Below are 16,104 nucleotides of genomic sequence, written 5' to 3' on the forward strand. Positions count from 1 at the left end.
AAAAGGCAAACTTTTACTTGCTCTCCGCCTTCAGCCGATCCCGTAGCTGAAACAGTTCGTCGCGCAGGCGGGCGGCTTCGAGGAAGTCGAGTTCCTTGGCGGCCTTCTCCATCCGGGTCTGCGTTTCGGCGATAAGCTGCTCCAGGTCGCTCTTGCCCATGTACTGGACAACCGGGTCGGCGGCAATGCGGATTTCGTCCGGTTCGACATAGTACCCTCTGGACGTAGCGGGCTTCGAATCAGCCACTTTGGTTTGTTCCATAATGGCTTCGCGGGATTTCAGCACCGTCGTCGGGGTGATGCCGTGTTCTTCGTTGTACGCCATCTGGATGGCCCGGCGGCGGTTGGTTTCGTCAATGGCCTTTTCCATCGAGCCCGTAATCCGGTCGGCATACATCACGACCTTGCCGTTGGCGTTCCGGGCGGCGCGGCCGATGGTCTGGATCAGGGAACGGATGTCGCGCAGGAAGCCCTCCTTGTCGGCGTCCATGATCGCCACCAGCGAAACTTCCGGCAGGTCAAGCCCTTCGCGCAGCAGGTTGACGCCCACCAGCACGTCGAACACGCCCAGACGCAGTTCGCGCAGGATTTCCACCCGGTCGAGCGTTTTCACTTCGGAGTGGATGTACCGGGTCTTGATACCCACGCGGTCGAGGTACTTGCTCAGTTCCTCGGCCATGCGTTTGGTGAGCGTCGTGACCAGCACCCGTTCGCTGCGTTTGATGCGGGAGTCGATTTCTTCCAGCAGGTCGTCGATCTGGTTGAGGCTCGGCCGTACTTCGATTTCGGGGTCCAGCAGGCCCGTCGGGCGGATCAGCTGTTCGACCACCACGCCTTCGCTCTTGCGGAGTTCGTAGTCAGCCGGGGTGGCGGACACGAAAATCATCTGACCGGCCAGTTCTTCAAACTCCTGGAACGTCAGCGGTCGGTTGTCCAGCGCGGAGGGTAGCCGGAAGCCGTAATCGACCAGGGCTTCTTTCCGGGAGCGGTCGCCGCCCCACATCGCCCGAATCTGCGGCATGGTCACGTGGCTTTCGTCCACCACCAGCAGGTAATCGTCCGGGAAGTAATCGAGCAGGCAGAAAGGCCGCTGGCCGGGCTGCCGACGGTCGAGGTAGCGGGAATAGTTCTCAATGCCGGAGCAGTAGCCCAGTTCGCGCATCATCTCCATATCGAACTCGGTGCGTTCCTTGATCCGTTCGGCCTCCGAAAAGCGCAGGTCTTTTTCGAAGTATTTGATCTGCGACACCAAATCATTCTGAATTTCGTGGATGGCCCCGTTCAGCGTTTCCCGGCCCGTGACAAAGAGGTTCGCCGGGAAAATGGAAATCATCCGTTCGTTGGAAAGCCGCTTGCCCGAAGCCGGGTCGATGCGCTGGATGCTTTCGATTTCGTCCCCGAAGAAAATGATCCGGTAGGCAAAATCGGCGTAGGAAACGAACACATCCACCGTGTCGCCTTTCACCCGGAACGTTCCGCGCGAGAATTCGCCCTCGGTGCGGCTGTACAGAATCTCGACGAGCCGGTACAGGAACTGGTTGCGGGACAGAATCTCGCCGACGCCAATCCGCAGGACGTTGCGCCGGAACTCTTCGGGATTGCCCATGCCGTAGATGCAGGAGACCGAAGCGACCACGATCACGTCGCGCCGCCCGCTCATCAGGGCCGAGGTGGCCGCCAGCCGAAGCTTGTCGATTTCTTCGTTGATGGCGAGGTCTTTTTCGATATAAGTGTTCGTCGTGGCGATGTACGCCTCGGGCTGGTAGTAATCGTAATACGAGATGAAGTATTCGACGGCATTTTCCGGAAAAAACTGCTTAAACTCGCCGTAGAGCTGGGCCGCCAGGGTCTTGTTGTGGCTGAGAATCAGCGCCGGACGGTTCAGCTGGGCGATGACGTTGGCCACGGTGAAGGTTTTGCCGCTTCCCGTCACCCCGAGCAGCACCTGCGACGGCTCGCCTTCCTGGAGGCCGTTCACCAGCTTAGCAATGGCCGACGGCTGGTCGCCGGTCGGCTTGAATTCTGATGTGAGTTTGAATTCCATAACTTTACAAGTTAGGGAAAAACAGGCACATGGACAAGAAGCTTTTCGAAATAAGCCCAACCGCCGTGCCGCGCTTTTTCGGTTTCCATAAGGTAATTCAGGGTACTTTATGTCCTTTATGGAAAGACACTTACGCCCAAACTGATGAAACGCTGTCTGCTGCCTTTTTTGCTGCTGCCCTTTCTGTCCGCCCTCGCACAAAACGCCCGGATTGTCAAAAGCGAGTTTATTTACGAGACGGCTCCTTTTCCGTCCTGTCATGCCTCCACGCTGGCCGAAACGCCGGAAGGGCTGGTCGCAGCCTGGTTCGGTGGGACGCACGAAAAGCACCCGGATGTCGGCATCTGGGTCAGTCGGCAGACGGCTTCAGGCTGGACCAGTCCAGTGGAAGTGGCCAACGGCGTGCAGACAGATGGAAAACGCTACCCCACCTGGAACCCGGTGCTGTTTCAGTACGAGGCCGGCCCGCTGGTCCTGTTTTACAAAGTCGGCCCGAACCCGAAAGAGTGGTGGGGCATGCAGATGACCTCTGCCGACGGCGGCCGGACCTGGACGAAGCCCGAAAGGCTGCCCGACGGCATTGCCGGACCGATCAAAAATAAACCCGAACTATTGGCTTCCGGAAAACTGCTTTGCCCGTCGAGCACCGAAGACAACGGCTGGCGGCTCCATATGGAAAGCACCACGGACAAGGGCAAAACCTGGAAGCGCACTGAAGCGCTGAATACGGGCACAGGCGACCAGGGAGCTATTCAGCCCAGCCTTTTGCGGCATCCCGGTGGACGGCTGCAACTGGTTTGCCGGGCCACAAACGGCTGGATTCAGACGGCCTGGTCCGACGATGAAGGCGAGCACTGGACGCCGCTGGAAAACCTGGCACTACCCAATCCCAACTCCGGTATCGACGCCGTAACGCTTAAAAACGGGCAGCACCTGCTGGTCTACAACCATGTGCCGACGGAAGCGAAGAAATGGGGCAGCCGCTCGCCCCTGAACGTGGCCGTTTCGACAAACGGAAAAGACTGGTCGCCGCTGGTGGAGCTGGAAAACGAACGGGGCGCGGAATTTTCCTACCCGGCCGTGATCCAGACGAAAGACGGACTTATCCATTTTACCTACACCTGGAAACGGCAGCGCATCAAGCACGTAGTGCTGCAGGCCGGTGGGCTGGCGGCGGAGAAGAAATAGAAAGAGTGGTGGCACGACTCGGCGCCGTGCCACCAATACCATTAAAGCGCTTCTGCGGTCTTCCGTGGAGCCGTAAAGAACCCTTCGCCCCGCTCCGCCATTTCGCGCAGCTTCGCCGTGGGGCGGAAACGCTCGCCGTAGGCGTCGGCCAGCCGGTCGCATTCGCGGACAAACGTTTCAGTTCCGACAAAATCCACAAACGACAGCGTGCCGCCCGTGTAGGCCGGAAAACCCCAGGCCAGAATCGACCCGATGTCGGCATCCAGCTTGGTGCGAATGACGCCTTCTTCCAGGCAGCGGACCGTTTCGAGGGCCTGCCGGTAAAGCAGCCGTTTCTTGACTTCCTCGATCGGGGGCTGCTGTTCGGTGAGCGGGAAATGCTCTTTCAGTCCCGGCCAGATGAATTTTTTGGAACCATCTTCGGGATATTCATAAAAGCCCGCTTTGCCTTTTTTGCCCACCCGGCCCAGTTCGACGAACTTCTTGCTGACCTGGTAGCTCGTGTCGTCTTCGGTCAGCGCCCCGTCTTTGATGCTCTGAGCGGCGATTTTGTACACCAGATCCAGCGCCACCTCATCCGTCACGGCCAGCGGCCCGACGGGCATGCCTGCGTCGCGGCCCGCGTTTTCGATCAGCACGGGGCTCACGCCGTCTTCCAGCAGTTCCATGCCCTCAGACGAATACACTCCAAAGCAGCGGGAAGTGTAAAAACCGCGCGAATCGTTGACCACGATGGGCGTTTTCCGGATTTTCCGCACGTAATCCACGGCGACAGCCAGTGCATAGTCCGACGTCTGCCGGCCCACGATGATTTCCACGAGCTGCATTTTATCGACCGGGGAGAAGAAGTGAATGCCGATAAAGTTTTCCGGTTTCGCCGACGCTCCGGCCAGGCCGGTGATGGGCAGGGTGGAGGTATTGGACCCGAAAACGCCATTTTCGGCCAGTATCGGTTCGGCCTCGCGGGTAACCTGCGCTTTCAGGTCGCGGTTTTCGAAGACGGCTTCAATGATGAGGTCGCAGCCCCGCAGGTCGTCGGTCCGGTCGGTGACGGTGATGAGCGACAGCAGCGCCTCGCCTTTTTCGGCGGTTGTCTTGCCGCGTTCGATGCCCTTTTTGATCAGGTTCCGGGAATAGTCTTTGCCTTTTTCGGCCGCTTCGACGGATACGTCTTTTAAAACCACCTCGATACCCGCCAGAGCCGAGACGTAGGCGATGCCCGCGCCCATCATGCCCGCGCCGAGAATGCCGAGTTTTCGGACGTCCGTTTTGTCGATGCCTTTGGGTCGTGAAGCGCCCTTGTTGGCTTCATTCAGACCGAGGAACATCGTTCGGATGAGGTTGGCCGCGACTTTTGAGGTGGCTACTTTCACAAAATGCCGCGCTTCGATGACCAGCGCCCGGTCGATGTTGACCTGCAGACCTTCGTAGACGCAGCTCATAATTTCGAGCGGGGCGGGGTAGTTGCCCTTGGTTTTGTCCATCAGCATGGCCGTACCTCCGCTGAAAATCCGGGCTCCGACGGGGCTGTGGACCGCTCCGCCGGGCACTTTGAAATTATCTTTTCCGACAATGCGGCCCGTTTTCCGGTCGCGTTCGTCCCAGGGCTGCAGCGGGCTGGAGTTGGCGGCAATCCACGCTCGGGCCTTTTCGAGCATTTCCTCGCGGGTCGCGGCGACTTCGTTGACCAGGCCAAGAGTGAGGGCTTCTTTGGGTGACACTTTTTTTCCTTCCACCAGCAGCGGCAGGGCGGCTTCCATGCCCAGCATGCGGGGCAGTCGCTGTGTACCGCCTCCACCGGGCAAAAGACCTACGGTTACCTCGGGCAGGCCGATAACGGCTTTGGGATTGTCGAGCGCGACGCGGTAATGGCAGGCGAGGCAGATTTCGTAGCCGCCACCCAGCGCTGTGCCGTTGATAGCTGCCACGACGGGCTTGCCGCAGGTCTCCATAACCCGGAAAACCCGGTTCAGTTCGGCCGAGACTTTCAGCATGTCGCCGGGCTCTTTGTCGTTGTTGCGCAGAATCATCTTCAGGTCCGCCCCGGCGACGAATTCCGGTTTTTCAGACGTAATGATGAGTCCTTTCACCGTTTCGTCGGCATAAGCCCGGTTCAGAGCCTCCTCGAAGGCTGGAATGGAGTCGTCGTTGAGGACGTTCATGGGGGCGCTGCTCATGTTCCAGCTGATGAGCGCGATGGTATCTTCGACGGTGTAGTTGATCATGGTGTAACGCGGAGTATCACTCCGCTTTCTTTTAAAACAAAATACGCGGAGTATCACTCCGCGTTACAGGCGTTCGAAAATGGTGGCGATGCCCATGCCGCCGCCGATGCAGAGCGTGGAAAGGCCGATTTCTTTGTCAGAACGTTCGAGTTCGTCGAGCAGCGTAGCGGAAATGATGGCGCCCGTTGCGCCAAGCGGGTGGCCCAGAGCGATGGCCCCGCCGTTGACGTTCACCTGGGAATGATCGACGCCCATTTCGTCCATAAATAGCAGCGGCACGACGGCAAAGGCTTCGTTTACTTCGAACAAATCAATGTCGCTGACGGTCATTCCGGCCTTGCGGAGCACTTTCTGCGTGGCCGGAATGGGACCGGTGAGCATGATGGTCGGTTCGGAGCCGATGATGGCAAACGCCTTGATGCGGGCGCGGGGCTTCAAACCGGCTTTTTCGCCAAATTCCTTACTGCCGATGAGCACCCCGGCCGAGCCGTCCACGATCTGGGACGAGTTGCCCGCGTGGTGCACGTGGTTGATGCGGTCCAGTCCGGCGTATTTCAGCAACGCGAGCGCATCCAGCCCGAAGCCGCCCATCGCTTCAAAGGACGGCTTTAGCTTGGAAAGGCTTTCGGCCGTCGTGCCCGGCCGAACACCTTCGTCGCGGTCCAGCACCGGCAGGCCGATTTCGTCTTTGAGCGGCACCAGACTGCGGCCGAACCGGCTTTCGCGCTGCGCTTCTTCGGCCCGGCGGTACGATTCGGCGGCAAAACTGTCCACATCCTGGCGGCTGTAGCCATATTTGGTGGCGATCAGGTCGGCGGAAATGCCCTGCGGTACGATGTGATGCCGGGCGACAATCTGCGGATTCATGAACAAGGCCCCGCCGTCGCTGCCCATCGGCACCCGCGACATGGACTCCACGCCGCCCGCCACGATGGCGTCTACCTGCCCCGACATCACGTAGGCGGCCGCCATGTTGATGGCCTCCAGACCCGACGAGCAGAAGCGGTTGAGCTGTACCCCGGCGACGGTTTCGGCATAACCCGCTTCCATGACGGCGGTGCGGGCAATGTCGGCACCCTGTTCGCCTACGGGCGTCACGCAGCCCATGATGACGTCGTCGATGAGCGAAGTATCCAGCTGATTGCGGTTTTTTAATTCCCGCAGTACCGACGTCAGCAGTTGGACTGGCTGAACATCGTGCAGCGAGCCGTCACTTTTGCCCCTTCCCCGGGGCGTACGGACGGCATCATAAATAAAGGCATCGGCCATTGGAATTGACAAAATTAAAAGCTGAGCGGATAGATGAACGGTTCGGTATGCACGCATACTACATACCAAAAGTAGCCGGTATCGGGCCAGTAATTCAAATTATTTGTCAGAAAAATACAAAAAGGCGGCGAGCAAAAAGAAACGGCTGACCCGAATTCGAGCCAGCCGTCTGCTACGGTGGAAATTTTTTTACAGCTTGTAAGAAACGGAGAGGGCTTCTTCCACGACGCCGTCCGTTTTGGGCGCGTCGGAGACACTTACGTTTTCGAGAACGGTAATGACAAAGGTGTTCTTGGAGGTGGTAACTACCGTCCGGTCGAGCCGGCGGAACGTCGCGGCATCCATTTGCTGGTGCCAGATGGCGTTTTTGCCTTTGTCGTGGTTGATGCTGATGATGAAAATGCCGTCCGGTTTGAGGCATCGGGCGTAGCGGTCCAGCACTTTCTGCACCGTCCCGCCGTAGTAGATAGCTTCGTTGACGATCACCACGTCGAACAGGTTTTTGGGCTCGTAGGTGTTGATGTCGCCGACTTCGTAGACCGTTTTTTCGTCTTCAAACTGTTTGGCATTGGCGATGGCAACGTCCGATACGTCGGTAGCCACGTACAGGCTGTATTTGGCGGGGTTGAAGCGTTGCTGCAGGACGCCCTCGCCGGCCCCCAGTTCCAGAATTTTGCCGCCCGGCTTCAGGTGCTGGGCATATCCAACGATGACGCTAAAGCGCGAAAGCTCATCAAGAGCGGCCAGACCTGCCCATTGACCGGCGGTGTACTGGTAGTTCCAGCGGTCGCGGTCAAGGCGAAGAACTTTGCGTTTGAAAAGGTCAGTAGCTTTGGAAATCATAATGTAGACTAGTATCAGAAACCAATTAAATCGTTCGCTAAGGTAACAATTATTAATAAGTATAAATACGTGCTGTAAAATTCTAATTATTTTTTAAGGAGCCGGTTTTTGGAGCGAAGAAGGAGCTGGATTTGGTAGGGCTGTATTCCGCTTTTCTTTTGACAATTAGAGCAAAGGCACTTTTTCCCGCCGGACGTATTCAGGAACGTTCTCCGAAAGCCATGTCAGAAACTGAGTATTTTTCCCGCCGCCGGTCAGGTCGGGCAGGCAGCTCAGGCCCGCATGAAGTTCACCAGCCCGAACTGGTAAGGCTCTGGCTATCTTGATTTTAGGGTGGTGGGTGCTCCGTAAGGATTCGTTTCGGTAAGTCAGTTCTTCGTGCAGTTTCTCGCCCGGGCGCAGGCCGGTGAAGGTAATGGCGATGTCGCGTTGCGGCCTTAACCCGGCCTTCTGGATCATCTTCCGGGCTAAGTCGATGATTAACAGCGGCTCGCCCATGTCGAACATAAAGACCTCGCCGCCCTGACCCATGACGATCCCCTCCAGCATAAGCTGACAGGCTTCCGGAATGGTCATGAAATAGCGGCTGGCCTCCGGATGTTTGACCGTGACGGGGCCGCCCGCCCGGATTTGCTCGGCAAACACCCGAACTACCGAGCCGCTGGAGCCGAGGACGTTGCCGAACCGGGCTGCCATAAACCGGCAACGGGCGGCGTCGGCCCCGGCCGGGTTCAGACTCTGGATGTACATCTCGGCCAGCCGCTTCGTCGCACCCATCACGCTGCTCGGATTGACGGCCTTATCCGTCGAAACCAGCATAAACTTGCGGCTCTGATACCGGAGCGCCAGGTCCGCCGTAACGACCGTTCCGAGTACATTGACCCGGATTGCTTCGGCCGGATGCGCTTCCATCAGCGGAACATGTTTGTAGGCCGCCGCGTGGAAGACATACTCGGGGTGGTATTGCCGGAAAAGGTCTTCCATCCGGGCGCTACAGGCCACGTCCGCCAGTTTGGGAATGAGCGCGGTGTGGTTGCACAAAGCCGGGTGCCGGGTCTGCAGGCGCAGAATCAGTTCAAACAGACCCGACTCGGCCTGATCGACGAGAATAAGGAGACGGGGCTGTAAAAGCAGAAGCTGATGGACGAGTTCGCTCCCAATCGACCCGGCCGCTCCCGTGACCAGAATGGCCTGCATCCGCAGTTGCCTTCCCACTTCCTGATCGAGCGGCTGCGTAGTGCCCGGTCCGAGTAAGTCTTCCAAAGAACTGCTTTTGTTAATCTCTTTCCGGTCAGCGGCTTTTGCGATAAACGAATTCAGGCGGTCGAAGGGCTTGAATGACATCAAAATAACACGTGTATTGGTTGGCCAAGCATTTGACGGTCCCTTCAAAATCCCTTCGCCCGTGGTGAGTTCTCAGGTCAGGGCAGCCTGCAGAGCGGATTTCAGCGTCTGGAACGAATAGACAAAGCCGGTCTGCTGTTGAATGCGCTGATTGAGCACCCGACTGCTTCCCAGAACCACCACGGCCATTTCGCCGAACAGCAGCCTGAGGGAAAAAGCCGGGACATTCGGAAGAAAGAGCGGTTTGTCGAGGACCTTAGCTATTTGACGTGTAAGTTCCGCATTGGTAACGGGTTTGGCCGCAACGGCGTTGTAAACCCCGGTCCACGAAGGGTCCGTCATGGCCTGAATGTACATCCGGCAGAGGTCGTCGGCATGAATCCAGGAAACATACTGCTTCCCCGAACCGAGCGGTGCCCCGGCGCCCAGTCTGACGGGCTGTACGAGTTTGGGCAGGGCCCCGCCGTCCATAGTGAGCACGACCCCGGTACGAAGCTTCACCGTGCGGATTCCCAGGGCGCTTACGGCCTCCACGGACTCTTCCCACGCCTGCGTGACAAGGCCCATAAAATCGGTTCCGGCCGGGCTGGATTCGGTCAGGATGCGGTCGCCGGTATCGCCGCCGTAAAAGCCGATGGCCGAGGAGGAAACAAAAGATTTGGGCCGGTGACCCGTTTCGAGCATCGTTCTGGCCAGCAGAAGGGTGCTTTGTGTGCGGCTGTCGATGATTTCCTGCTTGCGCTCGTCGGTCCAGCGGCCATCGGCGATGCCGGCTCCGGCAAGGTGGATGATGTAGTCGGCGGTGGTAACGGCGGACGGGTCAATCGTACCCCGGTGGACATCCCAGGGAAAAACGCGGACGTTTGGAACGGGTTTTGAGGAACGACTGAGGTAAGAAACCTGAAAGCCCTGCTGAAGAAGCAGTTGGGTGAGGCGGCGGCCGATAACGCCGGTGCCGCCGGTAATCAGTACAGTTTCGGACATGACGACAGAGTTACGCGGTCTAAGGCATAACCCGTCGTCAGCCGTCTTTGTTAGCGATTTTTCTCGTCACGTACTTTCATGGTGGCTTCCGGCAGGGTCTGGCCGGTCGCCGTGTCGGTCGGGGCGGAGACCGGCCCGTCCACGGAATTGGTCGTTGTGTCGCCCTGCAGGCCCATCACGGTGGTGTCGGTGCTGGCCTGAGCCGAGGTGTCCTGCTCGCTGCTACTGGCTTCGGAGTTGCCTGAATTGCCGGAACACGCCACCGCGCCGACGGCCAGCAGCACGCCGGCACAGAGCGACAGAAAGCGATTTGCTTGTTTGTTCATGATGCATAACGTTGGTATTGAAGGTAGTAACCGGCAGAACGGATATTGTGTTTGGAAACGGAATTGCTTGTTTGCGGCCTGCTTCCGTACTTTCTGCCTTACTCATCCGCGAAAAGTCTGTAACTTGCCTATATGAAGAAATTTTTGCTGGTGGTCGTTCTGGCCATTCTGTCATTTGCGTTCATACCCACCGAAGAAGAAACTGCCTGGATTCGCATCAACCAGCTTGGCTACCGCCCGGCGGGTCTGAAAGTGGCCGTCTGGGGCAGCAAAACGGCCGATACGCTCACCCGCTTCCAACTCCTGGAAGCCACGTCGGGCAAGGTGGCCTTCGACGGTCCGGTGAGTGAACCGTACGGGGCTTACGGGCCGTTTCGGCAGACCTACCGGTTCAATTTTTCGTCCCATACCAAACCGGGCAAATATTACCTGCAGGCGGGCGGCGTCCGCTCCCCGGAGTTTACCATTGCCGAAAACGTTTATGATGGAACGGCCGATTTCTGTCTGCGGTACATGCGGCAGCAGCGCAGCGGCTACAATCCGTTCCTGAAAGATTCCTGCCATACGCACGACGGCTACACCATGTACGGCCCCATGCCCGATAGCACGCACATCGACGTGTCGGGGGGCTGGCACGATGCCTCCGATTATCTCCAGTACGTTCCGACGTCCGCCAACGCCACGTATCACCTGCTGGCCGCTTTCCGGGATTTTCCGAAAGCTTTCGGCGACAAACACCTGGCCAACGGGCTGAGCGGCCCCAACGGCCTCGCCGATGTGCTGGACGAAGCCCGGTGGGGCCTCGACTGGCTCCTGAAAATGCACCCGACCGACGAATGGATGTTCAACCAGCTCGGCGACGACCGCGACCACGCCAGTCTGCGTTTGCCGAAGGAAGATGAACTGTACGGAAAAGGATTCGAGCGGCCCGTTTACTTTGCCACGGGGCAGCCGCAGGGACTGTTCAAACACAAGAACCGGGCAACGGGCGTAGCCTCCACGGCCGGGAAGTTCAGCAGTGCCTTTGCGCTTGGTTATCAGTTGTTTCGTTCGCGGAACGTTTTTTATGCGGAACAACTCTGGCGGCGGTCGCAGTCGGCCTACACGCTGGGGCTTCAGAAACCCGGCAACTGCCAGACGGCTCCCGGCAAAGCGCCGTATTTCTACGAAGAAGACAATTACGTGGACGACATGGAGCTGGCGGCGGCGGAGCTGTTCAACGCGGCCCGGATTCGTGGCCGGAAGGCGGCGGACTACCTGAATTCGTCCTACGCCTACGCCCTCATTGAGCCCGTTACGCCCTGGATTGGTGCCGACACGGCCCGGCATTACCAGTGGTATCCGTTTATCAATCTCGGGCATTACGAACTGGCGAAAAAGCTGGACCCCGCCCGCAAAAAGCACATCGTCGCCTACTACAAAGAAGGCATTGAGAAGGTCTGGAGCCGGGCCAAAGGCAACGCTTTCTTCCGCGGCGTGCCCTTCATCTGGTGCAGCAACAACCTGACGACCTCGTTTGCCATTCAATGCTACTGGTACCGGAAGCTGACCGGCGACAACACCTACATCGGCCTCGAACAGGCCTGTTTCGACTGGATTTTTGGCTGTAATCCGTGGGGAACGAGCTTCGTCTACGGGCTGCCTGCCGGGGGCGATACGCCTGCCGACCCGCATTCCGCCTTTACCCGCATCGGCAAATTTCCCGTCGACGGCGGGCTGGTCGACGGTCCGGTGTACGGCAGCATCTTCAAAAACCTGATCGGGCTGAAGCTCTACGAGCCGGATGAATACGCCGCTTTTCAGAGCGATCTGGTGGTTTATCACGATGATTTTGGCGATTACAGCACCAACGAGCCGACGATGGACGGCACCGCTTCGCTCGTCTATCTGCTGGCGGCGCGGCAATCAGACACGCGGCCGGGGGTGGCACCGGCCCCGGCCAAACCGGTGGCCAAGCCGAAGGTTCAGCCGAAAAAACGGTCCTCGAAAAGCAAGTCACGCGGGCGGTCGTCCAGTTCAAAAAAACGTCGTCGCCGATAAAACAAATGCCATATCTCCGAGATATGGCATTTGTTTTATCGGCGACGACGGATTAGAAAAGCAGTTCAATGCCGAAGTCGTTGACGTTGGCCAGGGCACTCCGGCGTTTGGCCAGGTCGGCGGCGATGCGCTGCATGATCTCGGACCGGCGCTGAGAGGCCGAACGGGCCCCGGCGCTGCGGCAGTAGGCGGGCCACTGCTCATCCCCCGGCACGAAGATGTACGCGCTGTTGAGCAATTGTTCGTAGGCAAACCGGAGGGCAAGCGCCGGTTCGCGGTAGTTCACCCAGCCGGAAGGGCCGGATTGTTCCAGTTCGACGACGTATTGGGTCAGTGGAGTTGCCATCGGGATGCTATAGGTCCAGCGTTGCTTCGGATTCATCACTTTGCGCTTAACGTAACCGTGTTCCTATATGCCCGCAGTTTTGTTGCTTGTGTTCGGTTTGATGCTGTTGCCGCTCCTGCCGGACCAGCTACCTCTGAAAGATGCACGAGAAGAAGCCGAAGTTGCACATGCCGCCAAAAATTTCTGGAGAAATAAGAACCAGTGGTTTCGGGGAGCCATTATCCGCGGCGATACCAGCCGGCGTCAGATTGCCCTTGTTTTTACCGGTGATGAAGCCGCCGATGGCGGCGAAACGATTCGGCAGACGCTCAAAACGCATGGCGTGAAAGCCTCGTTTTTCCTGACCGGCCGTTTTTACCGGAATCAGGCCTTCGCCCCCATCATCCAACAGTTGAAAGCGGACGGCCACTACCTGGGCGCTCACTCGGACGACCACCTGCTTTACTGCGACTGGACAAAACGCGACAGTCTGTTGATTTCGAAAGAAACGTTTCGTCAGGATTTAAGCCGAAATTACGCCGAAATGAAGCGATTTGGGGTTCAGAAGAAGGACGCCCGCTATTTTCTGCCTCCCTACGAATGGTACAACGACACCATCGCCGCCTGGACGAAGGCCGAAAACCTGCAGCTCATCAATTACACGCCCGGTACGCTTTCCCATGCCGACTACACCACGCCGGAAGCCCGGAACTACCGCCCGAGCCGCGTTATTCTGCAATCTATTTACGAGTACGAAAACCGTCGCGGTCTGAACGGCTTCCTGCTCTTGATGCACATCGGCACCGACCCGCGCCGAACGGATAAGTTATACAGTCACTTAGATGAACTGCTGCTTTATTTAGAGAAAAAAAACTACCGGCTGCGGCGGGTGGATGAGTTGTTATAAATTCTTCTTTTTCATCTCTTTCACCGCAAAGTCCGCCGCCCGGGCCGTAAGCGCCATGAAGGTGATCGACGGGTTCTGGTTGCCCATCGACGTCATCGCCGCGCCATCCGTGACAAACACGTTTTTGCAGTGGTGCAGCTGGTTCCATTGGTTGAGCAGCGACGTTTTGGGGTCTTTACCCATCCGGACGCCGCCCATTTCGTGAATGTCCAGACCCGGATTTCGCTTGTCGTCGTACGAGTGAATGTTCTTGCAGCCCGCTTTTTCCAGCATCTCCGACGCCTGGGTGATAAAGTCCTTCATCTGTTTCAAGTCATTATCGTCGTAGCCGATGGAAGTCACGAGCGTAGGCAGGCCGTACGGGTCTTTCTGGTCGACGTTCAGGCGGACGTGGTTATCGTATTTCGGAAGCGTTTCGCCCTGCATGCCCATGAATACGCTCCACGGTCCGCTCGGGCGGCTGATGCTGTCTTTCCACTCGGCCCCGAAACCCTCCTTAGCAGCGTTGGATTGCCAGCTTTTGCGGGCCGCGCCGAAATACGACATGTAGCTGCCGATGAACTCCGCGTCCTGCTTATGCACGTTCCGGAAGTTGGGCAAAAACACCTGCGTTGGGCGACGGCCGTAGTAATGTTTGTCTTCGTGCCCTTCGTAAATCGCCCCGACATTTCCCCGGTAATTATGAAAACCCACGTACCGGCCAAGCAGCCCGTTGTCGTTGCCGAGCCCGTTCGGAAAACGCTTTGAGGTGGAATTAAGCAGAATCAGATTGGTATTCAGACAGGCGGCGTTGACGAAGATGATGCGAGCGTAGTATTCCTGCATCTGCTTCGTTTTGGCATCCAGAATGCGGACGCCGGTGGCGCGGCCTTTCTGTTCGTCGTAAATGATGCTGTGCACCACCGAATCCGGTCGGATGGTCAGTTTGCCCGTTTTGGCCGCCCACGGAAGCGTCGCAGAGTTGGAACTGAAATACCCGCCGAACGGACAGCCCCGGTAGCACAGGTGCCGGGCCTGGCATTGTCCGCGGCCCTGTTGCAGGTGAACCGCCTGCGGCTTGGTCAGGTGCGCGCACCGGCCGATAATGGGATAACGATCCGGGTAGGTGGCCCGGATGCGCTGCGCAATCTCTTTTTCGACGCAGTTCATCTGCCAGGGCGGCAGAAATTCGCCGTCGGGCAGTGTTTCCAGCCCGTCTTTGTTGCCGCTGATGCCGACAAATTTCTCGACATGGCTGTACCAGGGCGCGATGTCCTGATAGCCAATCGGCCATTCGGCGTAGCCGTCGCGGGCGGGGTTCTCGAATTCAAAGCGGCTCCAGCGCTGGGTTTGCCGCGCCCAGAGCAGCGATTTGCCGCCCACCTGGTAGGCCCGAATCCAGTCGAAAGGTTTCTCCTGAACGTACGGCTGGTCGGCGTCGGGAGTGAAGAAATGACGGGTGGCCTCGTCCAGCGCGTAGCACTTGGTCGCGACCGGGTTGGCTTCCCGGAATTCCGGCGACAGTTTGTTGCGGTGGGGCAGGTCCCACGGATTCAGCATGGCCGTCGGGTAATCCTCAACGTGTTTGACCATCCGGCCACGTTCCAGAACCAGCGTTCGCAGGCCTTGTTCGCACAATTCCTTGGCAGCCCAGCCGCCGCTGATGCCCGAACCTACCACAATGGCGTCGTAAGTCATCTGTGCGCGGGCGTCTCCGTTGAGGTACATACTTTGTGGGGTGAGGGAAAGTTGTACGTAAATATAATGATTGAATTTTGAATGATGAATGATTGATTAGCTCCGCCCAGCTTAACTATGCGGAGCTAATCAATCATTCATCATTCAAAATTCAATCATTTCTATTCTACCGGCGAGTCGATCACCCGCACCACTTTCCAGATGCCCAGGATGTCTTTTCGGGGAACGGTGACGCTGCCGCCGTTGGGATTGTCGGAGTGGAGCGTCAGGCGCTGTTTGGTCAGCAGTTCGTTGTCCTTGATGCGTTTGACCACAAAATAATCCCGGTAGATGACCGCGTAGATGCCGCCCGACTGGTATTCCCAGTTGGTCGGGTCGATGTGCACGGCCAGCACTTTGGCTCCGCTGATGAGCTGCGGACTCATGCTGTTGCCCGAGATTTCGATGATAACCGCGTTTTTGTGCCCCTCCACCAGATGTTCGGCCACCCGGTAGGTTTCCAGCTGTTCGAGCGAAAGTCCTTCGGTGTACGTTTCGATAAAACTGGCGTAAAAGCGGGTCGGCACAAACGGCAGTTCCCGGTAGCGAACGGGCATTTCGATCACCCGCGCATTGTCTTCCTCCTCGGAAAGAACCGGCAACTGGCCCCGCAGCAGGTAATCCGCCCGGACCTGCGGGTATTGCTCCAGCAGACGCAGAATCGTATCATACGACGGCTTGGCGCGCCCGTTGAGGATATTGTAAAACTTCGACGAGTTCTCGCCGAGGTCTTTGGCTACCTGATAAACGCTGACACCCAGGGCATCAATCACCTGCCGCAAGCGTTCCTGAACAGGCACCATCAACTCTTTGTCGGAATCATTGGCCTTACCAACCATAATACAGGTGAGGTTTTAGTATATTTAAACTATAACAGTGTATTATCAAAATTA

At 57.8% G+C, this 16,104-nt stretch carries 13 protein-coding genes; 3 read left to right on the forward strand and 10 right to left on the reverse strand.

The window, feature by feature from the left end; genetic code table 11:
- Window positions 1–13 precede the first annotated feature (13 nt).
- Window positions 14–2,044 (reverse strand): excinuclease ABC subunit UvrB, encoded by a 2,031-nt coding sequence (uvrB, locus tag ORG26_RS13390; RefSeq protein ID WP_266362537.1) that lies wholly within the window; start codon window positions 2,042–2,044, stop codon window positions 14–16.
- Window positions 2,045–2,188: 144 nt separating this feature from the next.
- Between uvrB and ORG26_RS13395 the strand changes: the two genes are divergently transcribed.
- Window positions 2,189–3,232 carry a sialidase family protein gene (locus ORG26_RS13395; protein ID WP_323134252.1) on the forward strand — a complete coding sequence of 348 codons (1,044 nt, stop codon included), beginning with the start codon at window positions 2,189–2,191 and terminating at the stop codon, window positions 3,230–3,232.
- Between the two features lie 41 nt (window positions 3,233–3,273).
- On the opposite strand, the gene ORG26_RS13400 is transcribed toward ORG26_RS13395, so the two are convergent.
- From ORG26_RS13400 to ORG26_RS13425, 6 genes are all read right to left on the reverse strand, one after another.
- Window positions 3,274–5,457: a 3-hydroxyacyl-CoA dehydrogenase NAD-binding domain-containing protein gene (locus tag ORG26_RS13400; protein ID WP_266362539.1), complete on the reverse strand. Its 2,184-nt coding sequence runs from the start codon at window positions 5,455–5,457 to the stop codon at window positions 3,274–3,276.
- 63 nt (window positions 5,458–5,520) lie between these two features.
- On the reverse strand, window positions 5,521–6,726 hold the full coding sequence (locus tag ORG26_RS13405) for an acetyl-CoA C-acetyltransferase (protein ID WP_266362541.1): 1,206 nt from the start codon (window positions 6,724–6,726) through the stop codon (window positions 5,521–5,523).
- A gap of 189 nt (window positions 6,727–6,915) precedes the next feature.
- Complete coding sequence (locus tag ORG26_RS13410; protein ID WP_266362543.1) at window positions 6,916–7,569, reverse strand: class I SAM-dependent methyltransferase; 654 nt, start codon at window positions 7,567–7,569, stop codon at window positions 6,916–6,918.
- Between the two features lie 165 nt (window positions 7,570–7,734).
- Window positions 7,735–8,832 (reverse strand): polysaccharide biosynthesis protein, encoded by a 1,098-nt coding sequence (locus tag ORG26_RS13415; protein WP_266362545.1) that lies wholly within the window; start codon window positions 8,830–8,832, stop codon window positions 7,735–7,737.
- Between the two features lie 153 nt (window positions 8,833–8,985).
- A complete protein-coding gene (locus ORG26_RS13420) occupies window positions 8,986–9,897 on the reverse strand; it encodes a TIGR01777 family oxidoreductase (protein WP_266362547.1) in 912 nt (303 codons plus the stop codon).
- 50 nt (window positions 9,898–9,947) lie between these two features.
- Entirely contained in the window at window positions 9,948–10,223 is a 276-nt protein-coding gene (locus ORG26_RS13425; RefSeq protein ID WP_266362548.1) for a hypothetical protein, read from the reverse strand.
- A gap of 132 nt (window positions 10,224–10,355) precedes the next feature.
- Here ORG26_RS13425 and ORG26_RS13430 point away from each other — a divergent pair, with 132 nt between their 5' ends.
- The gene (locus ORG26_RS13430) at window positions 10,356–12,263 is read left to right on the forward strand and encodes a glycoside hydrolase family 9 protein (protein ID WP_266362550.1); all 1,908 of its coding nucleotides are present in this window, start codon (window positions 10,356–10,358) and stop codon (window positions 12,261–12,263) included.
- 52 nt (window positions 12,264–12,315) lie between these two features.
- On the opposite strand, the gene ORG26_RS13435 is transcribed toward ORG26_RS13430, so the two are convergent.
- Entirely contained in the window at window positions 12,316–12,609 is a 294-nt protein-coding gene (locus ORG26_RS13435) for a hypothetical protein (protein ID WP_266362552.1), read from the reverse strand.
- Window positions 12,610–12,676: 67 nt separating this feature from the next.
- On the opposite strand from ORG26_RS13435, the gene ORG26_RS13440 reads away from it, so the two are divergent.
- Window positions 12,677–13,495: a polysaccharide deacetylase family protein gene (locus ORG26_RS13440; RefSeq protein ID WP_266362554.1), complete on the forward strand. Its 819-nt coding sequence runs from the start codon at window positions 12,677–12,679 to the stop codon at window positions 13,493–13,495.
- Here the strand turns inward: ORG26_RS13440 and ORG26_RS13445 are convergent.
- Window positions 13,490–15,202: a GMC oxidoreductase gene (locus ORG26_RS13445; RefSeq protein ID WP_266362556.1), complete on the reverse strand. Its 1,713-nt coding sequence runs from the start codon at window positions 15,200–15,202 to the stop codon at window positions 13,490–13,492. The genes ORG26_RS13440 and ORG26_RS13445 overlap by 6 nt on opposite strands.
- A gap of 131 nt (window positions 15,203–15,333) precedes the next feature.
- Window positions 15,334–16,050, reverse strand: a complete 717-nt coding sequence (locus ORG26_RS13450) for a S24 family peptidase (protein WP_266362559.1) — start codon at window positions 16,048–16,050, stop codon at window positions 15,334–15,336.
- Between the last annotated feature and the right edge of the window lie 54 nt (window positions 16,051–16,104).

The organism is Tellurirhabdus rosea (genome assembly GCF_026278345.1).
Taxonomy (GTDB): Bacteria; Bacteroidota; Bacteroidia; order Cytophagales; family Spirosomataceae; genus Tellurirhabdus; species Tellurirhabdus rosea.